The organism is Bacillus sp. FSL W8-1143 (genome assembly GCF_037965155.1).
In the GTDB taxonomy this organism is placed as follows: Bacteria; Bacillota; Bacilli; order Bacillales; family Bacillaceae; genus Bacillus; species Bacillus pumilus.
The window spans coordinates 2,640,950-2,661,839 of the sequence record NZ_CP150182.1 but is presented as its reverse complement, the minus strand read 5'-3'; the positions used below and the strand labels follow the sequence as shown (position 1 = coordinate 2,661,839).

Genomic DNA, 20,890 nt, shown 5'->3' with positions numbered 1-20,890 from the left:
CCTTTTATGTTTTAAAATAACAGTGAGGGTGGGAGAACTCTTCCTCGTCATTTGAAAAGGGGGATAGGGATGAAGAAAACATTGTTTAAAGATGCAGCGCTTTTAACACTTGATCCAACTTTAGGTTTTTTAGAAAAAGGAGATTTATTAATTGAAGGGACACACATTTTAGAGGTCGGACCTTTAATTGAAGCAAATGATGCTGACATTGTCGATGCGTCCGATATGGTGATCATGCCAGGGCTTGTGGATACACATCGTCATGTGTGGCAGTCTGTCATCAGAGGCATAGGCACAGATTGGTCGTTGCAGACATATTTGAGCAAAATCTATTATGGAAACTATGGTGCGATGAGACGCCCATCCGATGATCGAATCGCAAATTATTTAGGGGCATTAGAGGCATTAGATGCCGGAGTGACCACATGTTTAGACTGGACGATGATCAATTCAATGGATCATACAGAAGAGCTCATCGGAGGTTTGAAAGATGCGGGCATTCGAGCTGTTTTTGCTTTCGGTTCCTCTGGAGATGCTGAGTATTGGGATAGGGAGAGCACGCTCACCAATATGGAGGACGCAGCACGCGTGAAAAAAGCGCATTTTCAATCATCAGATCAGCTTTTGACGATGGGGCTTGCGATTCGTGGACCAGAGTTTTCTTCATGGGAAACTTCAGTATTTGAAATTGAAACAGCCCGGTCTCTAGATGCTTTATGCAGTATGCATATTGGCTTTGGGAACTGGGGAGCGGAGGATCGTTCAATTGAGCGACTTCACAAAGCGGGATTACTTGGACCTGATCTCAACATGGTGCATATCAATGCAATCGATGCGGATCAAATGAAGATGCTGGCAGACAGCGGAAGCTCCATATCCATTACACCTGAAATTGAGATGATGATGGGTCACGGTTATCCTGTCACAGGACTTGCGATCGAACAAGGTGTTCTTCCAACGCTCGGTGTAGACGTGGTCACAGCGACAGGCGGTGATTTGTTTGCTCAAATGAAATTTGGACTTCAGGCAGAGCGCGCGCTCCAAAATCAATCATTGCTGATGGAGGGCATTATGCCAGGACCTGAACTTGGGATTTCTGCTCATCAAATGCTTGAAGCTGCGACGATCAATGGAGCTCGTGCATTACAGCTTGATCATAAAATTGGCTCGCTCACACCTGGAAAAGAAGCTGATTTCATCCTGATCGACCGAACAAGCATGAATCTTCTGCCGATGACAGATCCGGCTGGAGCGGTTGTCCAAACGGCACACCCTTCAAATGTTGATTCTGTCTATGTGGCTGGAAAAGCAGTGAAACGAAACGGAAAGCTTGTCGGTGTGAACCTAGAAGAGGTCAAACGGAAAGCTTATGCGGCAAGAGATCATATTCTATCGCATAAGTTTGAATCAACTCAATCATAAACAAATATATCCCCATAGGCAGTGGCCTATGGGGAATAAATTACAAGGATTCTTTAATGACCTTTTTGTAATACTGGACAGATAGGAATCCGAAGATAGAATATAACACCGTATAAATCGACATGACGATGAGCATTGGTGTCCACAGTTCACCGCCGAATAAAAACCAGCCTGACTGTACGGCAAAGTAGCTGTGCAGCAATCCGATGATGAGCGGAATCCCAAAGTTAAATAGCTGTTTGAGTCGTATGCCTTTTAATAGATCTTTCTCTGTAAAGCCAAGCTTACGTAAGATCGTGTACGAGCTTTGTTCTTCTTCACTTTCATTCATCTGTTTGAAGTATAAAATACAGCCTGATGTGACAAGGAAGCTTAGACCTAAAAATCCGAGGACAAACATCATCAGTCCCATTGTTTGTTTCTGCTGCTGAGCTGAAGCTAATTGAGACATGCTGTCATCACCCATTTTTAAAGAAGTAAAGATGTCATTGGCTTGTTCAATATGTTTCTCATCATTTACATTGATCGCAATATATTGGTTATTCTCAAGCTGAAGCTTAGGATCCTTGTTTTGGTCCAGCTGTTCAAAGACGTTTTGACTAACAACGGCAACAGGCATGCCGCCAGCAGTGAACCGGTAAGAGATTAAGTGATCTTTCTTCATATCAATGACTTTTAAATCAAGTGGTTTCTTTATCAGAAGTTTCACATCACCTGAGCTTTTAATCGGCATGACTTTTTTTAATAAATCATTGTAGCCGCTTAAAATGACTTCGTTGTTCTCTACATGAATGCTTGGTACGTTCCTCTCACTAATTACAGGAAATATCAATACTCCTGGACTCTTATTCAAACTGCTTAACTCCGTATCAATGATCTTCTTTGCGTCAAAATCCGCTTGAATGACCTTGAACTGCTTTTTTTCATATGCAATATGCTTGCCTGAAAGTGCACGAGTGAAGGTGGCTGCTTCCTTTTCAGAGCCCATGACAAAATGTGATGGAATCTGTTGTTCAGCCGTTTTTTCTGCTGAGTAATAGGAAATGTAGCTTAAAGATAACAACCCGATCGCAAGAGCAGATACGGTTGTAATAATCGTTAAAAGCAGTGCATTTGATTTTAACCGGAACATAATAGATGACAAAGACAGGACTTCATGAATGGCGAGATAGCCATTTTTTCTTTTCCGTACAATATTGGCAATGAAAGAAACAGAGCCTTTATAAAAAAGAAAGGTACCGATAATGACAGAGGCTAGAATATAAATCATGGCTGAAAATAACTCAAGCATAGACGTATATGAGCCGCTAAAAAGCTGAGAAGAAATATAATAGCCTGAGCTGATCAAGGCAATACCGAAAACCCCAATGATGATTTCAAACACAGAGATCTTTTTCACACGCTGCTCTGTAGAAGACGTGGTTCGAAACAAAGATAAAATTGTCTGTTTACTAATAAACCGTCTATTTCTTAGCATAATTAATCCATAGATGATGAAAAAGACGATAAGTGTCTGCAAAAGGGCCATGCCTGAAAAATGCAGGTTGGCGATGGCGTTCACGCCGGTTACTTTAAATAACACCATCAGCATGAGCTTTGAACCAATAAATCCAGCTATGATGCCAACAGCCATTGAGAACACGTAGAGGATGAAATTTTCTGCATTGAGCAGTTTGGCAATTTTTTGTTTCGTCATGCCAATGAGCTGCAGGAGACCTATTTCTTTCCCTCGGCGTTTAATAAAAATGCTGTTCGCATATAACAGGAAGATCCCAACGATGGCAATAAGCAGCACCGAAGCGGCTTTAATCGACGCACCGCCTTTAATGGACCCTTTTACATCATCAAGTGCTGGTGAGTACTGCAAGGTGACAAAAGAAAAGTAGAGCGCCACACTAAATACAAGAGCGAACACGTATAAGTAGTAATTTTTCAAATTTTTCTTCAGGTTTCGGAAGACGAGCTGATTAATGTTCATGCTTCACACCGCCTAAAACACCTTGCGTTTTCATAATATCCTCGAAAAACATCTTTCTCTCTAAAGCACCTTTATTCAACTGAGTATAAATTTGTCCGTCCTTGATAAAAATGACGCGTCTTGAATAGCTGGCTGCAACAGGATCATGTGTCACCATGACAATGGTCGCTTTTCGTTTTCGATTGAAATCTTGCAGTTTATTGAGTAAATCAGATGCAGATTTGGAATCAAGCGCTCCAGTAGGTTCATCCGCAAAAATCAGACTCGGCTCATGAATGAAGGCACGAACCGCTGATGTCCGCTGTTTTTGTCCACCAGAGAGTTCATTTGGGTATTTGTCTCTTAGTTCATAGATGCCCATGTCCTCCGCAAGCTGTTGAAAACGTTCGAAAGCTTCTTTCTTCGGCGTTTTGGAGATGGATAATGGCAAGAGGATATTCTCTTTGACCGTGAGTGTATCAAGTAAGTTATAATCCTGAAAAACAAAGCCAAGTTGCTTTTTTCTGAATTCTGCAAGCTGCTGATCTTTCATTTGTGTCATCTCAACATCTGCGATACGAATTGATCCGCTGGACACATGATCAATAGAGGACAATACGTTCAGAAGGGTTGTTTTCCCCGAGCCTGATGGCCCCATAATACTGACAAATTCTCCGGCTTCAATGGTCAAATCAATGCCACTCAGCACCTCTTGTTTGTTGAATTTATTTCCGTAGCTTTTATATATTTTGCGAGCTTCTAAAATGTTCATTTGTCGATCCCCTTTTCTATTTAATTGATATCTCTAGTATAAAAAGAAGCCCGCCGGACTTCCTTCGATTTGGCGAACAAAACAGACGAGCATGTGACATTGTTGTCACATGCTTGTTTTTTTAAACGGTTCATATGTTTTGTTTAAGTCCGTTTCTGATGATCACACATTCATTTTATCTGTTTTTCATTCTTATGTATCAATCTTCTTGGATTTTTCTTGGTATTATGACGTTTTGGAGCTTTACATGGTCATTTTATTCATGTAAGATATGCATATCAAATATATGCATAGTAAATCTATGTATTGGGAGTGATCAGGAATGAAAGTAAGTAAAGAGCTTTTAAAGGGAAGTACAGCTACCCTGATTTTAAGCTTGTTAAATGAAAAGCCAATGTATGGATATGAAATGATCAAAGCATTGGAGGAGAAGTCTGAAGGTATTTTCAGCTTTAAAGAAGGAACAATCTATCCGATTTTGCACAACTTGGAGGGGAAAGAATTCATTATCTCTTACTGGGGCGAAGGGAATGGCAATCGGAAAAGAAAATATTACAAAATAAATGAACAAGGAAAAGCATTTATGCAGGAAAAGAAAGAAGAATGGGATGTTTTCAAAAATGCAGTCGATGGCGTGTTGAACGGAGTGAAAATCGCATGGGATTAGAAAAAAAGTTTGAAAAATATATGAAGAATGTATGTAAACGAGTCAAAAATAAAGATGTCCATTCGGAAATCAAGCTTGAACTTATGGATCATCTATACACGCTAAAAGAGGAAGCGATGAATGCTGGGATGTCTGAAGAAGAGGCGGTGGATCAAGCGCTAGAGCAAATTGGGGATGCGACCATTCTTGGAGCGCAGCTTCATGAAACACATAAAACCGAAATGGATCTTAAAATGTTTCTTCTTGTATTAGCCGCTTGTTCTTTTGGACTGCTTATCATGTACTTTTTGCAGTTTCATTCGGGGTTTACAAATCTACAAGACATGAATATTTTTTATAAAAGTCTCGCCTTTTATTTAGTTGGACTAGTGCTTATGTTTGTTTTATTTTCCTTCGATTATCGGCGCTTATTGAAATACTCCTGGCATTTATATATAGGAACGCTTGGAATGGTGCTTCTGACGATGATTTTTGGGATAAGAGTAAACGGTGTTCTGTTTTTAAGATTAAGCGATATCTCAATCAATTTGACGGAGGTCGTACCATTTCTTGTGGCTGTTTCTTTAGCAGGTATCTTTCACTCTTGGAATTGGGAGAATGGTCTCAAAGCTTGGCTTGGAGTAGGGATTATGGCTTTACCAGTTATTCTAATCAGTGCGATTGGTTTTCTTCCTGCGACCGTTATCTGTTTTGTCATGTGTTTAACGATGATGTGTGTGTCTAGTGCTAGTTTAAGGCAAATCATTCCGCTGGCAGCAGCAGGCGGTATATATCTAATGTTTGAAATGTTTTCTCTTTTTCAAGCAGGTAGACAACTTTACACAGTCCATCAATTTAGTTCAAACGGACTTCAAATCATTCCTTCTGCAATGTCCGAGGTTCACACTGATTGGATGTTTACATATATCATTTTTTCATTTGGCTGGCTAGCAGGAGTCGTTGTACTTATGTTGTTTGTCATTTTTATTTACCGAATCTTTCATACAACAAAACGCGTAAAAATGGCTTATGGAAAAATGCTGATGACAGGTTTTGCAGCTGTGTTTGCAGCAAAATTGATTTTAAGCATTGTTACTAATTTCGGCTTTCTGCCTTTTTCTGGATTGTCCATGCCTTTCATGAGCTATGGCGGTTCTCATATTCTGCTTGAATTGATGGCTGTTGGGATGATTTTAAGTATTTATAGACGTAGAAAGGTGGGAGATATTGTGCGTCAAGAGGCAGAGAGCATTTCTTAAATAAAAGAATGAAATCTCTTCGCACTAGCTTGGGAGCCAGATGCGAAGAGATTTTGATTCGTCTGTTTTGTCACATGCTCGCAATATGCACAAAATCATTCTTTTTCGGAAAGATGAAGGTGAAGGTTGTGCCTTGATCTATCGTGGAATTGACCTCGATCTTGATATGAAGAGCGTCTGCTCCTTTTTTTGTTAAATAGAGTCCCATTCCTGTTGAGGCTGTGTCATTGTGATGTCTAGTTGAGGTAAAGCCTTTTTCAAAAATACGTGGAAGGTCTCTTGGGTCAATTCCTCTGCCTTGATCTGTAATCGTCAGCATCACTTGGTCATCCATTTTCTTGCTTTCAATGGCAATATCGGACGATTGGCTGTACTTGACTGCATTTGTGAGTACCTGTCTGATCATAAAGGATAACCATTTTGTATCACTTAATACGTGACGTTCTTCTAGCGTGAGTTCAAAGCCGATCCCTTTTTGCATGCACCATGATTGGAGCGCTTTGATTTCCTTCGCTATGATGCTTTGCAGGTCCAGCTGTTCAATAAATAAATCATTTTCGATATGACGTATTCTGCTTTGATGCAGCTGGGCATCGAGTAATAAATGAATTCTGAGCCATTCGTACGTCATATTTGATTTCAGCGGCTGCTCTGTTAAGCGGTCAATCATCAAGTGCATCGCTGTGAGAGGTGTCTTCACTTCATGTATCCATGAGAGTAATTCATCCTTCTCTTCTTCAAGGGCAATTTGCTGTTCTGCTGCCATTTTTCGGTAGCGGGCAATTTGCTCAGACGTCGCATCATGTACAAGCTGTTCAAATGGGGAAGATGGCGTGAGCCGCATGGGATGATCAATATGATCATCCCATTCTTTCAGCCGCTCATAATACGCCGTTTCTTTACGGTATCGGAAAAAGAGAAAGACGATCATGAAAAACGTAGATAATAACACAATATAAAAAAGAGATGCCATTGGAATGGTCGTATCCAAATAAGCAACAAACAGAATAAGGAGCTGCAAACTAAGAAAGAACAGAATCCAGCTTCTTCGTTCTTTTAAAAATGCGTGCAGCATCATTGATCATCCTTTTCCTTTGCAAGATAGCCTTGGCCCACTTTTGTTTCAATGTAGGTGCCAAGGGAGATCTCATCTAGTTTTTTTCTAAGGCGATTGACGTTCACAGTAAGTGTATTGTCACTGACAAACCGTTCATCCTCCCACAGTGCTTGAATGAGTGATTCCCGGCTGACAATATGATTTTTATGCTGGATCAATTCCTTGAGAATAAACAGTTCATTTTTCGTTAATTCAACTTCACCGTGATCATTTGTGACGGTGTTTTTTTCTAGATCAATCGTAGCGCCGCACCATACCTTTAAGCTAGCCGGTTCTGCATTATAATCATGCACGCGGCGAAGAACGGCACTGACTTTGGCAATAAGCACGTCAAAGTGAAAGGGCTTTTGTACAAAATCATCGGCACCGAGCTGCATTGACATGACCATATCAGCAGGATGGTCACGTGAGGAGAGGAAGATGATTGGTACATTTGAATGATGCCGAATCATCCGGCACCAATGAAAGCCATCGTATTTTGGGAGCTGTATATCGATAATGACGAGATCAGGCTGAACAGAAGTGAATTCCTGCATCACCTGTTGAAAATCGTGAATCCCATAAACATCATAGGACCAATTCACTAAACGTTCTTTGATTTCTTGGAAGAGGGTTGTATCATCCTCAATGAGTAAAATTTTAAACAAAACCAGCACCACACTTTTTGTATTCGCTTGTATGTCATTGTAGCGGAAAAAAGATGCTGCCGCTAGAAGCAGATAAGAAAAAAGCAAGGGAAGGGCTCCCTTGCTTCAGTTTATTTACCTAAAAAGTGCTTTTTAAAGAATGATAGTTGATACTCGAGTGTGAGCGGATCATTAAAATAGAATTCTTCTGCATTTGCCACATACACACGATGTTTTTTCACAGCTGGTATGGACTTGTAAATTTCACTGTTTTGATAGGAATTGTCCATTTCGCTGTTTTTACTAATGATCATATAGTCTCCAGCAAATTCAGGAATAACTTCTTGTGAAACCGCATAGTAGCCAGCCTTTAATGCTTTTTCTTTCACTTTTTCAGGCATTTTTAGTTTCATTGCTTGGTAAAGAATTTCTGTGCCCCGGCCCCATGCATCTCCGAACACGTAAAGATCTTTTGTGCCACTTTCAAACACAGAAACCGTCGCATCCTCGCCGATTTTTGCTTTAATTTCTTTTCCAGCTTCAGCTGCGCGTTCTTTAAAATCTTTTACCCATGCTTTGGCTTCTTTTTCTTTGTTTAATACTTTTCCAATTTCAATATGCTGCTGTAGGTAATCGACTTTGTTATACGTAAACAAGACGGTTGGTGCAATTTTTTTTAGTTTTTCTACATTTTTTGTATTGCTTAAGCCAATGATGACATCAGGCTTTAGCTTCATGATTTTTTCGACATTGGCATCCGACACTTCTTCCACATTTTTTAATTCCTTTTGGAAGCGTGGGTTCTTTTTTGACCAAGAGTCGACGCCGACCAGGTTCACACCAAGTGACATGACATTACCAGTGTAAGAACCAAGTACAACGACACGTTTTGGGTGCGCTGGCAGCTTCACAGGGCCATTTTCAGATTCATATGTAATTTTGTCTGATGATGTTGATTGATTTCCTTTATTTGAGGAAGAGCTGCTGCTATTGCCACATGCGCTCAATGCAAGTACAAAGATGAGCATCAGAGGGAACAATATTTTCTTCATGAATGTAGACTCCTTTGAAATCGGCACATTAGCCGGGTATTTGATTGTATGAGTGATAATGATAATTATTATCACTTGGATATCATATCATAGAAGTGCGGTCTGTTGTCAATTACATTTTGATAGTTGGTGATAAAAAATAGGAGGGGAGATTTTTGGTAGAAAAAAAAGATCAAGGCAGCATGTGTCCTGATCTTTTTTCTTATTTAAACCAGCCTTTTTCTTTTGATCGTGTAATGGCTTCAATGCGGTTTTTCACTTCTAGCTTATCTAAAATAATGGAAATGTAGTTTCGGACCGTGCCGCTTTTAATGCTGAGCTCCTTCGCAATTTCTTTTGTGTTTTTGCCGTCGGCGACGAGTTCAAGGACTGATTTCTCTCGATCTGTTAAAGGGTTTTCGTCACTATATAAGTCTTCCATTAATTCAGGGGCGTACACCTTTTTCCCTTTCATCACACTGCGAATGGCACTTGCCAGATCTTCACTTGGACTATCTTTCAGCATATAGCCGCTGACGCCAGCTTTGAGCGCCCTTTGGAAATAACCAGAGCGGGCAAAGGTCGTTAAAATGATGATTTTTACATCTGTTCCTTTGAGCTCTTCCGCTGCATCAAGTCCCGTTTTTCCTGGCATTTCAATATCCATTAAGCAAATATCAACAGGGTGTTTTTTGGCAAAATCGATGGCGTCCTGACCGTTCGTACCTTTTCCAACAACCGTCATATCGTCTTCTAAATCAAGAAGTGAACCGAGCGCACCGAGCAGCATTTGCTGATCTTCTGCGATAAAGATGTTGATCATTTCATCCCCTCCTTGTCTTTTGCTGCTGAATCATTTGGAATGCTCATGATCAGCTTTGTTCCGTCCTTTGTCTCAATACGCAGGCGCCCATTTGCAAATTCCAATCTTTCTCTAATTCCTAAAAGGCCATGCCCCTTCATTGGAGAGAGTGGATCACCGCCTTTAAATGTCCCGTCATCCTCAACGGTGATGATAGCTTCCTTTGATTTTTGATGAATGGTGACTTTGCAAACGGTCGCATCACTATGTTTGACGACATTTGTCACGGCCTCTTTGATGCACATGCTTACAATGTTTTCGTTAAGAAGAGAGATGTGTTTTGGCGCTTCCTTTTCATCATAAATCAATTCAATCCCCGCTGCTTCGAGAATTTGCTCGATGTTCGACATTTCATCCTTGATCCGAATACCTTTCATGGAGGAAACAATTTTCCGCACTTCATTGAGAGACGTTCTGGCTGTTTGCTGGATGCTTTTCAGTTCGGCGCGTGCCTGCTCTGGGTCTTTATAAACCAGTTTTCGGGCAAGATCACTCTTTAAACCGATGAGGGAAAGCTTTTGTCCAAGGGTATCATGCAGATCACGTGCAATGCGCTGCCTTTCTTCAATTTTTACAAGGTCAGCGATCCGTTCATTGGCATCTTCTAATTTCTCTTCGAGCCGTTCACGTTCCTTCCTGCTTCGAATGCTGAGAGGGAGGAGAATGGCACTAATGAGTGTAATGAGAACCAAGGGGATTTGCGTGAGAAACCAGCCCTTTTTTAAGATCAGACTGAAGTTTACAGCAATGGCGGCGCTCCCGACATGAATATAGTATAAGATATAGAAAGGTACTTTTCTTTTAATATGCCCATTGAAATAGGCGATGCAAAAAGCGAAATAAATGTAGCTGTAGAGCATGACATAGCCAGTAGAAATCGCAATCAAGAGAAGGCCTAATACATATAAAGACCAGCCTTTTGCGATAAAGGCAAAACGATAGACAGCGAAAAAGACAACGTTCAAAATAATGCCGATTACAATGCCTAAAGTCGAAGGAGCCTTAATGATAAAATAAAAGGGAAGGATGAAAAAAATGGCCCATATATAGGGAGAAATCCCATGTAATTTTTGAATTTTTAACTGTTTTTTCATCCGTGTGCCACCTTTTCCGTTTTCGTTCTTTTTCCTTACTTTATCAAATTCAACTTATGGTTGCATCCTGTAAATGACAACAAGCTCCTTCTAGTGTAAGAAAGAGCTTGCACCAATTATGCATTTTTCTTTAGAATGTCTCCTTTAATGACAGGTGCGGGCATCTTCTTAGATTGCCGTGCTTCTTTAAAGGTAACGAATGCTTTCGTTTCTTCATCCCAAAGTCTAAATTTCATTGATTCGATACTTGTTTTTAAAGTGATGGTTGGAACATTTTGAAGCGGCTCACTATGCTCATGTGCATGCTCCAAGTGATAATTTGGTACCCTCGGACTTAAATGATGGACATGGTGATAACCGATATTACCTGTTAACCACTGAAGAAGCTTTGGCAATTTGTAAAAAGAACTGCCTTCTACTGCCGCCTGCACATAATTCCAATGTTCATCTTCTTCAAAGTAAGAATCCTCAAATGTATGCTGCACATAAAACAGCCATACACCGATTGATCCTGAGATCAGGAAGATTGGACCTTGGACAAGCAGGAACTCCTGCCAGCCAAAAAGTAGACACGTTGCAGCTGCTAGCGCAATGATGCTCACATTTGTGAAATACGTGTTCCAGCGCTCTTTTTTACGAGCATTTTTGACGTTGAAACGGTTTTTTAAGAGAAAAACAAAGATCGGTCCTAAAATAAACATGACAAAAGGATTGCGATAAAATCTGTAGCGGAATTTCGTCCATGCAGATGCTTCTTGATATTCTTTGACTGTCAGGAGCCAAATGTCACCAGTACCTCGTTTGTCTAAATTACTGCTTGTGGCATGGTGAATTGAATGATCTCTTTGCCATTGAAGATAAGGGAAAAGGGTGAGTACACCCGTTATGAAACCAAACAGGTGATTCAGCGGCTTCTGTTTAAAAAAGGATTGGTGGCAGCAGTCGTGAAAAATAATAAAGACACGTACTAAAAAACCAGCTGCAATAACCGCAAAGAAGAGGGTTAAAAGGTAGGAGATGTTCAGGCTATAATAGGCAAGAAACCAAAGCCCCAAAAATGGAATAAATGTATTAAGGAGTTGCATGATACTTTTTTTTGAATCAGCACCAGAGAATTGGCCAACTTGTTTTCTTAAAGTGGCTTGCTGCTGTGTGTTTGTTGAAGTCGTCATGAACGTTCAAGTCCTTTCCGTTTCTTTCTACTTCAAAGTATAGAAGGAAAGGTGTCATGCTCATAGTAGCACCCATCATGTATTCGATATGACATTTGTCATGTTGATTGCAGGAAAGGCTGACGGTATGAGGGTTTGTAAGCTTATTTTATTTTAAATAAAAAAGTAAAGGCGCTTAGCCTTCACTTTTTATGAACGTGCTTCATGAACTTTTAACTGCTTGCCTTTAATGGTTGTGTGGCGCATAGCATTTAGCACAAGAGGGCCTTTTCCGTTTAAAATATCGACATATGTTTTCGTATCTTGAATGGTAATAATCCCAATGTCATCAAAGGCAACGCCTTCTATTTTGGCAATGGTCCCAACGAAATCAACGGCCCGCAGCTTTTTTTTCTTCCCACCGTTAAAATAAAGCTTCATAATATCTTTCTCAACGCCCGCCTGTTTATTTTCCTTTTGAACTGGCGTTTCAATCTTTTCTTCAAAGCCTTCTACATGCGGCTCTGCATCTTCCTTTGTTGGATAAGGCTGCGTTTTGAAATCAATACCTGCTTCCTGCTTTAATTCATCAATTAGAGGTTTTGCATTTTTCGTCATAAACGCAATGGTTTTTCCGCTTTTTCCCGCTCTGCCTGTTCTTCCTGTTCGGTGAATATAGCGCTCTTTTTCATAGGGGAGGTCATAATGAATCACATGTGTCATGTCACTGACATCAATGCCCCGGGCTGCTATATCGGTTGCGATCAAATAACGGAATTCCCCGTTTTTGAATTCATCCATAACAGCGAAACGGTCTTCCTGTCTCATGCCTCCATGAATTTTGTCACAAGGCACATCCCAATCATCCAGCTTCATCGTGAGTTCATTGACTCGATCCTGTGTATTACAGAAAATAATGCAGCTATCTGGATTTTCAATGACGATCGTACGCTGAAGAAGAGAGAATTTCGCTTCTTCTTCCGTTTCAATCACGGTGTGGGTGATTTGTGGTACAGACGTTTCCGCGCGTGCAATTTCAATTACTTTTGGTGATTGTAAAAACTGTTCACTTAATTTCTTCATCTCATCAGACATGGTCGCTGAAAAGAGCATTGACATGCGCTTTGGCGGCAGATACTCAATAATAGAAGAAACTTGCTCAATAAATCCCATGTTCAGCATTTCATCCGCTTCATCTAACACGAAAAATTTAAGGTTTTCTAAGGAAAGAGTACCTTTCTCAAGGTGATCCAAGACTCGTCCTGGTGTTCCGCACACAATGTGGTTTTTTTGTGCAAGCTCTACTTTTTGGGCTTGAAAAGGGGCTTTTCCATAAATGGCTGCGGCTTTAATTCGTTTCAATCGTCCAAGGCTTGTAAGGTCCTGTTTTACCTGCATGGCGAGTTCTCGCGTTGGAACGAGGATGAGGGCTTGAGGTTTATTTTCAGCCCAATCGACCATTTCACAAATCGGCAGACCATAGGCTGCGGTCTTGCCACTGCCAGTCTGAGATTTGACGATCAGATCCTGCCTTGAAAAAGCAACGGATAATGTCTCGTGCTGAACAGGTGTAGGTGTATGGAAGTGAAGTGCTTTTAGCGCTTGTTTTAAATCATCGCTTAATGGATATTGATCAAATTGTTGTAATGTCATCGTGTTCTCCTTTTCGTACATTCATACTTGTGACATCATACCATAATCATGACCGTGAATGAAAAGACATGAAAAAAAGCCCCATAAAGGAGCTTTTTGATTAAAGGAATCTGCGTTTTACTTTTTCCCAGTAGGAGTTGTCTTTTAATTTTACCGTTTTAATGACTTTTCCTGAAAGGCCGATGTCGATTTGTTTGACGTGTTTTGTGCCAAGCGCTTCGTTATCAAGCCCGATAATCGGATGGTCGTTTCCGTCCTGCACAACCTTCAGCGTTAGCTTGCGGTCACTGCTTAAGATGAAAGGAGCGCCCAGTGTACGGTACGAGTTGTTGTTTAGCGATGCAAGCTCTGTGACTTGCATACAAGGGAGCATCGGATCAACCACGGCACCGTTTACCGATTTATTGTAGGCTGTTGAGCCAGTCGGAGTAGAAATAATCATTCCGTCTCCTCTAAATGTTTCAAAGTGGAAATCATCTATATACACATCGATCACAAATGTTTTAATAATACTTGAGCGGATCGACAGTTCATTTAAGCAATGAAATTGATTGGTACTGTCAACGCTTACATCAATGATCGGATATTTTCTCACTTCAATCTGTTCAGTGTTCATGGCATCAATCATTTTATCAAAATGTTCTAATGAAAAATCGCAGTATAGATGCGAATTCTCTGTTTTTGATACCCCTACATATAAGCAGTCATCCCGGAAGTTCGTTTTGCGGACTGCTTGAAGAAATGTGCCATCTCCGCCAATTGAAGCAATAATATGGGCATCCTCTGCACGCTTGACGACTTGAAAGCCTTGATCAGTAGCGAGCTTCTCCAGAGAAGAAATGTGTCCATCCAATTCATGATCTTTTTTGTAAAAGAAAAATACATTGCGACGATTGTCTGTCATTGACGTTCTCCCCTTCGTTGTCAAAAGTAGATTTAGAGTAATAAAGGGCTTACATATGAAGCCTTGCTCACATTTTACACTTTTTTCATATGAAAGTAAAAACATTAGAAAAACCTTCATGATGGTGGCATTCATTTTTAGAAATGAGTCAATGTAAGGGATTTGAAAAGGGCAGAATTTGAGCATAATTGAATAGCTGTTTTCTTATGAAAGAGTGGATTAGGTGTTTTGTTGTGGTGAAGACCTAGCCTAATAGGTGCAGAGAGAGGATAAAAAAGCCAATTTTTCGTCACACGTATCTCTTGGCAGACGATGTAAAGTTGATCGTGAAAGAAGAGAGGTGCTATCATATGATGAAATGAAATGTAAAAAAACCACAATTCCTGTGAAACATTTCATGTGAATATTCGTATCAATGAAGAGAGACAAAAAGGAGGAGAAAAAGATGAATGCGAAAAGATGGGTAGCGTTAATCATTGCACTTGGAGTTTTCGGATTTTCAATTGTGATTAGTGTCACGACGGCTTTGTATGAAAGCTTCAATGACAATAAAATGAGCTATCAATTTGGGGATGAAATAGAAGAGAAGGTACTAGAGGATGGAAGCGGTGCTGGAAAAATAGCGGTTCTTGAGATTAATGGAACCATTCAAGATAATGGCGGCGCATCAAGTCTATTAGGCGGAGAAGGCTATGATCATCGTGCATTCCTCAAGGAACTAGAAAAAGCGAAAGATGATGCTTCAGTAAAAGGTGTACTGCTACGCGTTAACTCTCCTGGCGGCGGTGTCTATGAAAGTGCAGAAATACATAAAAAATTAGAAGAAGTGAAAAAAGCGAAGAAGCCGATTTACGTCTCCATGGGCTCTATGGCAGCTTCTGGCGGCTACTACGTATCAACTCCAGCCAAGAAAATCTTTGCTTCACCTGAAACATTAACAGGATCGTTAGGTGTGATCATGCAAAGCTTGAACTATTCAAAGCTGGCAGACAATTTAGGTATTAAATACGAAACAATTAAGAGCGGAAAATTCAAAGACATCATGTCACCAAATCGTGACATGACAAAAGATGAGCGCGACATCATGCAAAGCATGGTTGATAATTCGTATGAAGGATTTGTCAAAGTGATCTCTGAAGGACGCGGCATGTCAAAACAGAACGTCAAGAAAATTGCTGACGGCCGGATCTATGACGGAACACAGGCGAAATCGAACGGATTAGTCGATGAGCTTGGATATTATGAAGATGCAATCAAAGCAATGAAAAAAAATGAAAAAGGGTTAAAAGGAGCGACAGTGATCAGCTATTCTCAAAGCTTTGGCTGGAACTCTCTCTTCAATATGAGCGCAAGCAAACTCTTTAAAAGTGAAATTGATTTTCTCAATCTAAAAGAAACACTGGCTGGCTCAAATGGGTCTAAACCGATGTATCTCTATTCAAAATAAAGGAGGGATCATAGATGGATTCTACATTCGATGAAGTAACCGAAAGCCGTAGCCAAGAAGAATCGAATTCGGCTCTTGCGAAACGTGCAGTGATTGAAGCACAGGCGTTTGCAGGCTTTTGGATTAGGTTTTGGGCGTTTATTCTTGATTGGCTCGTCGTCTGGGGTGTCAACCATTTGACGGTTTCTCCAATCTTTAGTCTGTTCGGCTGGTCCAAAGGAGGAGGATGGTTTTCTCCATTCTCCGTCACAACGACGATTGTATTCCTGCTTTATTTCGCCATCATGACGAAATTCTTTCAGCAAACACTTGGGAAAATGGTGTTTGGAATCAAAGTGGTCTCACTTCAGCCTGAGAAGAAGCTGGCATGGGATGTCATTTTCTTTAGAGAGATTGTAGGACGCTATATCAATACGCTCTTTGTTCTCTATGCTGTTGTTGGATTCACACCGAAAAAGCAAGGGGTTCATGATTACTTTGCTGATACGGTGGTCGTCCATGAACACCTATATGAAAAAACAGAAGCAAACGTATAATCAGAGGAGTTTGGCCGGGTACCGGTCAAACTCTTTTTTTTATGATTGGGTATAAAATCCAGAATGAGAGCCATAATCGTAGAGGAAGCATCATTTGTTATGAAGGAAGTGAGCACAGTGCTTTACGTTTGGATCGCAGCTTTTTTGTTCCTTGGAATCTTATTAATCTTCATGAAAGTGACCATTTCACTGGATTATTCACATGCAAATGACGATGATCATCTTGCACTGAAGATCATCACCTTATATGGAATCATCAGACTTAAAAAAGACATTCCGATGGTGAGGATCAATCCAGAGGATCAAACGATTGATATACGTGAAAAGAAAATGGCGAGCGCCAAAACCCCTAGTCACGAAAAAGAATCCATACATAAAAAAGTGGGAAAACGTGATATGAAGCAGATCCTTCATCAAATGGAGCGCATCACAAAAGAGATCGTCGATTTAAACCGGATCATGCGTAAATTCTTCATTCGCATGAGAATTGTATCGTTTCACTGGTCAACATGGATCGGCTTTCATGACGCCGCTTTGACAGGTGTAGCAGCCGGCGGTGTATGGTCAGTGAAAGGAGCACTACTTGCCTTTATGCAGGAGCATCTCACCTTTAAGCATAAACCGGTATATGAAGTCATTCCTGCCTTTCAGCACAATGTGTCACAGACCCAGTTTACATGTATAGCTTATTTTCGTATTGGACATGCTATGCTTGCAGCCATTCGTTTACTTGTTCATTGGTTAAAAGGAAGAAAGGCGAGAAAAAATGCCTCTCTTCAAGCAACGAAGAATGAATCATCTGTTTAAGGAGGAACCCGAAAATGGCAGATCATCCAATCCAAGGTCTTATGAAGACAGCGATGGAAAACTTAAAAGAAATGATAGATGTGAATACGATCATCGGCGATCCAGTCGAAACCCCTGACGGCAGTGTCATCCTCACTGTGTCGAAGGTTGGTTTTGGATTTGCAGCCGGCGGCAGTGAATTTAACGGGAACCAAAAGAAAGAAAAACGTTCTGATGATCAAGAACGAAAAGAACCGAGACTCCCATTTGGCGGAGGAAGCGGCGGAGGTGTGTCTATTACACCAATCGCCTTCTTAATTGTCGGAACAAACGGCGTTCGAATGCTTCATTTGGATGAACATACACATCTGCTTGATAAAATATTGGATTCTGCTCCTCAAGCAATTGAACGTCTTCAGCACATGTTTAAGAAGGATGAACGGGAGAACCGTCATAAAGAACGAAAACTAGATGACATAGACCTTTAAAAAGTTAGCTGCGCTGCAGTTAACTTTTTTTTCAAAAGCGAAGATTAGGCTTTGCAGTTTTTTGCTTTCTCTACTATGATAGAACCATACATTTGATAAGGGAGGAATTGTTTTGGCATCGATCACATTTAAAGGGAGTTCTGTCACGCTTGTAGGAAATGAAGTAAAAGTAGGCGAGCAGGCTCCGGATTTCACGGTATTAACGAACTCACTAGGGGAAGTTTCACTTTCTGATTTAACAGGAAAAGTGACGATCATCTCAGTGATTCCTTCTATTGATACAGGTGTGTGTGACGCACAAACAAGACGTTTCAATGAAGAGGCAGCCGGTTTAGGTCCAGTCAATATCTATACAATTAGTGCAGACCTTCCATTTGCACAAGCACGCTGGTGCGGAGCAAACGGAATTGAAAATGTCGAAACATTATCTGATCACAGAGATATGTCATTTGGTGAAGCATTCGGTGTGTATATGAAAGAATTGCGTTTATTGGCGCGTGCAGTTTTCGTATTAGACCCTAATGGGAAAGTGGTTTACACTGAATACGTAAGCGAAGCAACGAATCACCCAAATTATGAAAAAGCCATTGAAGCTGCAAAATCACTGTTATAAAAGCAGCATCGACAAGAGCTCCGGCTTCATACTGGGGCTCTTTTCAATGAGAACATATAGCTTTTAACAAAGCGAGGAGAGAAAAGCATTGCAGAAAGATCAAGTAAGTACGATTTTCGAGCTGCTCGATACAGCTTCTATTCGATTAAAAAAGGACCAAAGCATTTCCTATATTGAGGCATTAGCTGAAGCAGGAGAAGCCTTTTTCCAAGCAAATGATCGAGACGGTTTACTAAAGGATTTAATAGAGAAAGCAGATTTTGCCTCTTATGATCATGAGCAGATTCGTAAAGCGTTTCAGCTCGCCGTATTGAAAGGACAAAAGGATATTTCCCATCCAAATCGTCAGATGACACCAGATACGATCGGGCTGTTTGTCAGCTACTTGGTGAATAAATTTTTAGAAGGACAAAAAGAGCTAGTTGTCTTTGATCCAGCAGCAGGAACAGGGAACTTACTGCTTGCTGTCTTAAATAATCTGACTGCAGAAACAAAGCGCGGCTTTGCGTCTGAAATTGATGATGTCCTCATTAAAATTGCATGGGCACAGGCGAACTTGGAAGAGAAGGAAGTCGAGCTTTTCCATCAAGACAGTCTTGAGCCGCTTTTGATCTCTCCAGTAGATGTCACTGTATGCAGTCTGCCAGTTGGTTATTATCCAAATGATGAGCGTGCAGCAGACTATGAATTAAAGGCAAAAGAAGGACATGCCTTTGCGCATTATTTATTTATTGAACAAAGCCTTCGTTATACAAAAGAAGGCGGTTTCTTGTTCTTCATCATTCCAAACGATTTGTTTGAAGGAAAAGAAAGCGTGCAATTAAAGGACTTTATCAAAGATCATGCATATATGAATGCATTAATTCAGCTGCCGGTCTCCATGTTCAAGGACAAAAAGCACGCCAAAAGCTTGTTTGTGATGCAAAAGAAAAAGGAAGGGCTCGAAGCACCAAAACGGATGCTGTTTGCCAATCTGCCGTCTTTCTCACAAAAAGAATCAATGTTGGGTGTAATGAGAAAATTAGACCAATGGTTTATAGAAGAAAAAGAAACGAAAGAATAGCCAGAGTGATGTCTGGCTTTTTTATTATTCAGAAAATATCGACTTATCGATGTAAGCGATAACAGTTCGAAGGTGCACTTGAAATGCAAAGTTTTCAATGTTTAAATGAAAAAGTCAGATATTTTTCGGACTTATCGTTAAACTATAAAAGACCCGTCATACAGGTTGAATATAGCACCGGAAAAAACGTGAAACCTTATATAACAACTGAGTAAAAGGAGCGACAAGAATGTCTAAAATTATTGCAATCAACGCAGGAAGCTCATCTCTTAAATTCCAATTGTTCGACATGCCAGAAGAAACCGTTTTAACAAAAGGTCTTGTTGAAAGAATCGGAATGGACAACAGTATCTTCACGATTTCTGTAGATGGAGAAAAGAAAACAGAAGTCACAGATATTCCAGATCATGCAGTAGCGGTTAAAATGCTACTTGAAAAACTAATTGAATTTAACATCATCAAAGACTTTAATGAAATTGATGGCGTAGGACACCGTGTTGTTCACGGTGGAGAGAAATTCAGCGACTCTGTTCTTTTAACTGATGAAGTCATCAATGACATTGATCAGCTTTCAGAGCTAGCACCACTGCACAACCCTGCAAACGTTGTAGGAATCAAAGCATTCAAACAAATTCTGCCTGACGTACCAGCGATTGCTGTGTTCGATACAGCTTTCCACCAAACAATGCCAGAGCAGTCTTACCTATACAGCCTTCCGTACGACTACTACAAAAACTTTGGTATTCGTAAATACGGATTCCACGGGACAAGCCATAAGTTCGTAACAGAGCGTGCATCAGAGCTATTAGGCCGTCCTCTTGAAGAGCTTCGTCTGATCTCTTGTCACCTTGGAAATGGTGCGAGTATCGCAGCAGTTGAAGGCGGAAGATCAATCGATACTTCAATGGGCTTCACACCGCTTGCGGGTGTTGCAATGGGAACACGTTCAGGTAACATTGACCCTGCCCTTATTCCATTTATTATGGAGAAAACAGGACATACAGCTGAAGAAGTACTTTCAACTTTGAATAAGAAGAGTGGTCTTTTAGGTGTGTCTGGTCTATCAAGTGACCTTCGTGATATTGAAGAAGCAACAGAAGAAGGAAACGACCGTGCAGAAGTAGCTCTTGATATTTTTGCAAGCCGTATTCATAAATATATCGGTTCTTATGCAGCGAGAATGAATGGCGTAGATGCGATCATCTTCACAGCTGGAATCGGTGAAAACAGTTCAGAAGTAAGAGCACGTGTCCTTCGTGGTCTAGAATTCATGGGCGTTTACTGGGATCCTTCTCTTAACAACATGAGAGGCGAAGAAGCATTCATCAGCTACCCGCACTCTCCTGTAAAAGTGATCGTTATTCCAACGAACGAAGAAGTCATGATTGCAAGAGACGTTATGCGCTTAGCGTAATCAAAATGAAGAAGCTCTTTTCCAATAAGGAAAAGAGCTTTTTTCTGTT

Annotated in this window: 20 protein-coding genes; 10 read left to right on the top strand and 10 right to left on the bottom strand. The window is 40.6% G+C overall.

Annotated elements, in window-relative coordinates; all coding sequences use genetic code 11:
• Positions 1-69 precede the first annotated feature (69 nt).
• Positions 70-1,422, top strand: a complete 1,353-nt coding sequence (locus NSQ36_RS13540; protein ID WP_113387236.1) for an amidohydrolase family protein — start codon at positions 70-72, stop codon at positions 1,420-1,422.
• Positions 1,423-1,462: 40 nt separating this feature from the next.
• Here the strand turns inward: NSQ36_RS13540 and NSQ36_RS13535 are convergent, their stop codons facing one another.
• Both NSQ36_RS13535 and NSQ36_RS13530 read right to left on the bottom strand, forming a co-directional pair.
• Positions 1,463-3,400, bottom strand: coding sequence for an ABC transporter permease (locus NSQ36_RS13535; RefSeq protein WP_113387235.1), 1,938 nt, complete (start codon positions 3,398-3,400; stop codon positions 1,463-1,465).
• Positions 3,390-4,151, bottom strand: coding sequence for an ABC transporter ATP-binding protein (locus NSQ36_RS13530; protein WP_003216695.1), 762 nt, complete (start codon positions 4,149-4,151; stop codon positions 3,390-3,392). The genes NSQ36_RS13535 and NSQ36_RS13530 overlap by 11 nt, the downstream gene beginning before the upstream one ends.
• A gap of 322 nt (positions 4,152-4,473) precedes the next feature.
• Here NSQ36_RS13530 and NSQ36_RS13525 point away from each other — a divergent pair, with 322 nt between their 5' ends.
• Together NSQ36_RS13525 and NSQ36_RS13520 are read left to right on the top strand one after the other, a co-directional pair.
• Complete coding sequence (locus NSQ36_RS13525) at positions 4,474-4,818, top strand: PadR family transcriptional regulator (protein ID WP_003216467.1); 345 nt, start codon at positions 4,474-4,476, stop codon at positions 4,816-4,818.
• Positions 4,809-6,056 (top strand): FtsW/RodA/SpoVE family cell cycle protein, encoded by a 1,248-nt coding sequence (locus tag NSQ36_RS13520; RefSeq protein WP_003216717.1) that lies wholly within the window; start codon positions 4,809-4,811, stop codon positions 6,054-6,056. Before NSQ36_RS13525 ends, NSQ36_RS13520 begins: the two co-directional genes overlap by 10 nt.
• Before the next feature lie 70 nt (positions 6,057-6,126).
• On the opposite strand, the gene NSQ36_RS13515 is transcribed toward NSQ36_RS13520, so the two are convergent.
• From NSQ36_RS13515 to NSQ36_RS13480, 8 genes are all read right to left on the bottom strand, one after another.
• Positions 6,127-7,131 carry a sensor histidine kinase gene (locus tag NSQ36_RS13515; protein ID WP_310426564.1) on the bottom strand — a complete coding sequence of 335 codons (1,005 nt, stop codon included), beginning with the start codon at positions 7,129-7,131 and terminating at the stop codon, positions 6,127-6,129.
• The gene (locus tag NSQ36_RS13510) at positions 7,131-7,820 is read right to left on the bottom strand and encodes a response regulator transcription factor (protein ID WP_148660152.1); all 690 of its coding nucleotides are present in this window, start codon (positions 7,818-7,820) and stop codon (positions 7,131-7,133) included. Before NSQ36_RS13510 ends, NSQ36_RS13515 begins: the two co-directional genes overlap by 1 nt.
• Positions 7,821-7,930: 110 nt before the next feature.
• The gene (locus NSQ36_RS13505) at positions 7,931-8,851 is read right to left on the bottom strand and encodes an iron-hydroxamate ABC transporter substrate-binding protein (RefSeq protein ID WP_003216500.1); all 921 of its coding nucleotides are present in this window, start codon (positions 8,849-8,851) and stop codon (positions 7,931-7,933) included.
• Positions 8,852-9,053: 202 nt separating this feature from the next.
• Positions 9,054-9,653, bottom strand: a complete 600-nt coding sequence (locus tag NSQ36_RS13500; RefSeq protein ID WP_058015072.1) for a response regulator transcription factor — start codon at positions 9,651-9,653, stop codon at positions 9,054-9,056.
• Positions 9,650-10,786 carry a sensor histidine kinase gene (locus NSQ36_RS13495; protein ID WP_339205925.1) on the bottom strand — a complete coding sequence of 379 codons (1,137 nt, stop codon included), beginning with the start codon at positions 10,784-10,786 and terminating at the stop codon, positions 9,650-9,652. The genes NSQ36_RS13500 and NSQ36_RS13495 overlap by 4 nt, the downstream gene beginning before the upstream one ends.
• Positions 10,787-10,902: 116 nt before the next feature.
• A complete protein-coding gene (locus NSQ36_RS13490; RefSeq protein ID WP_113387233.1) occupies positions 10,903-11,958 on the bottom strand; it encodes a fatty acid desaturase in 1,056 nt (351 codons plus the stop codon).
• A gap of 189 nt (positions 11,959-12,147) precedes the next feature.
• Positions 12,148-13,590 carry a DEAD/DEAH box helicase gene (locus NSQ36_RS13485; protein WP_113387232.1) on the bottom strand — a complete coding sequence of 481 codons (1,443 nt, stop codon included), beginning with the start codon at positions 13,588-13,590 and terminating at the stop codon, positions 12,148-12,150.
• Positions 13,591-13,690: 100 nt separating this feature from the next.
• On the bottom strand, positions 13,691-14,494 hold the full coding sequence (locus NSQ36_RS13480; RefSeq protein ID WP_003216672.1) for an NAD kinase: 804 nt from the start codon (positions 14,492-14,494) through the stop codon (positions 13,691-13,693).
• A 445-nt stretch (positions 14,495-14,939) separates the two neighbouring features.
• Here NSQ36_RS13480 and sppA point away from each other — a divergent pair, with 445 nt between their 5' ends.
• The 7 genes from sppA to NSQ36_RS13445 all read left to right on the top strand — a co-directional run bounded on the left by sppA (position 14,940) and on the right by NSQ36_RS13445 (position 20,841).
• A complete protein-coding gene (sppA, locus tag NSQ36_RS13475; RefSeq protein ID WP_113387231.1) occupies positions 14,940-15,941 on the top strand; it encodes a signal peptide peptidase SppA in 1,002 nt (333 codons plus the stop codon).
• A gap of 14 nt (positions 15,942-15,955) precedes the next feature.
• On the top strand, positions 15,956-16,477 hold the full coding sequence (locus NSQ36_RS13470) for an RDD family protein (RefSeq protein WP_113387230.1): 522 nt from the start codon (positions 15,956-15,958) through the stop codon (positions 16,475-16,477).
• Between the two features lie 99 nt (positions 16,478-16,576).
• Positions 16,577-17,284, top strand: a complete 708-nt coding sequence (locus NSQ36_RS13465) for a DUF2953 domain-containing protein (RefSeq protein ID WP_339205923.1) — start codon at positions 16,577-16,579, stop codon at positions 17,282-17,284.
• A 14-nt stretch (positions 17,285-17,298) separates the two neighbouring features.
• Positions 17,299-17,751, top strand: coding sequence for a GerW family sporulation protein (gene ytfJ / locus NSQ36_RS13460; RefSeq protein ID WP_003216488.1), 453 nt, complete (start codon positions 17,299-17,301; stop codon positions 17,749-17,751).
• 112 nt (positions 17,752-17,863) lie between these two features.
• Entirely contained in the window at positions 17,864-18,364 is a 501-nt protein-coding gene (tpx, locus tag NSQ36_RS13455; protein WP_003216787.1) for a thiol peroxidase, read from the top strand.
• 88 nt (positions 18,365-18,452) lie between these two features.
• The gene (locus tag NSQ36_RS13450; RefSeq protein WP_003216620.1) at positions 18,453-19,427 is read left to right on the top strand and encodes a class I SAM-dependent methyltransferase; all 975 of its coding nucleotides are present in this window, start codon (positions 18,453-18,455) and stop codon (positions 19,425-19,427) included.
• Positions 19,428-19,656: 229 nt separating this feature from the next.
• Positions 19,657-20,841: an acetate kinase gene (locus NSQ36_RS13445; RefSeq protein WP_003216471.1), complete on the top strand. Its 1,185-nt coding sequence runs from the start codon at positions 19,657-19,659 to the stop codon at positions 20,839-20,841.
• Positions 20,842-20,890 lie beyond the last annotated feature (49 nt).

Coding starts and splice junctions, on each gene's coding strand:
- NSQ36_RS13520 (WP_003216717.1), top strand. CDS start 4,809: ATGGGATTAGAAAAAAAGTTTGAAAAATATATGAAGAATGTATGTAAA.
- sppA (WP_113387231.1), top strand. CDS start 14,940: ATGAATGCGAAAAGATGGGTAGCGTTAATCATTGCACTTGGAGTTTTC.
- NSQ36_RS13535 (WP_113387235.1), bottom strand. CDS start 3,400: ATGAACATTAATCAGCTCGTCTTCCGAAACCTGAAGAAAAATTTGAAA.
- NSQ36_RS13495 (WP_339205925.1), bottom strand. CDS start 10,786: ATGAAAAAACAGTTAAAAATTCAAAAATTACATGGGATTTCTCCCTAT.
- NSQ36_RS13470 (WP_113387230.1), top strand. CDS start 15,956: ATGGATTCTACATTCGATGAAGTAACCGAAAGCCGTAGCCAAGAAGAA.
- NSQ36_RS13530 (WP_003216695.1), bottom strand. CDS start 4,151: ATGAACATTTTAGAAGCTCGCAAAATATATAAAAGCTACGGAAATAAA.
- NSQ36_RS13540 (WP_113387236.1), top strand. CDS start 70: ATGAAGAAAACATTGTTTAAAGATGCAGCGCTTTTAACACTTGATCCA.
- NSQ36_RS13465 (WP_339205923.1), top strand. CDS start 16,577: ATGAAGGAAGTGAGCACAGTGCTTTACGTTTGGATCGCAGCTTTTTTG.
- NSQ36_RS13500 (WP_058015072.1), bottom strand. CDS start 9,653: ATGATCAACATCTTTATCGCAGAAGATCAGCAAATGCTGCTCGGTGCG.
- NSQ36_RS13505 (WP_003216500.1), bottom strand. CDS start 8,851: ATGAAGAAAATATTGTTCCCTCTGATGCTCATCTTTGTACTTGCATTG.
- NSQ36_RS13485 (WP_113387232.1), bottom strand. CDS start 13,590: ATGACATTACAACAATTTGATCAATATCCATTAAGCGATGATTTAAAA.
- NSQ36_RS13515 (WP_310426564.1), bottom strand. CDS start 7,131: ATGCTGCACGCATTTTTAAAAGAACGAAGAAGCTGGATTCTGTTCTTT.
- NSQ36_RS13445 (WP_003216471.1), top strand. CDS start 19,657: ATGTCTAAAATTATTGCAATCAACGCAGGAAGCTCATCTCTTAAATTC.
- NSQ36_RS13480 (WP_003216672.1), bottom strand. CDS start 14,494: ATGACAGACAATCGTCGCAATGTATTTTTCTTTTACAAAAAAGATCAT.
- NSQ36_RS13525 (WP_003216467.1), top strand. CDS start 4,474: ATGAAAGTAAGTAAAGAGCTTTTAAAGGGAAGTACAGCTACCCTGATT.
- ytfJ (WP_003216488.1), top strand. CDS start 17,299: ATGGCAGATCATCCAATCCAAGGTCTTATGAAGACAGCGATGGAAAAC.
- NSQ36_RS13490 (WP_113387233.1), bottom strand. CDS start 11,958: ATGACGACTTCAACAAACACACAGCAGCAAGCCACTTTAAGAAAACAA.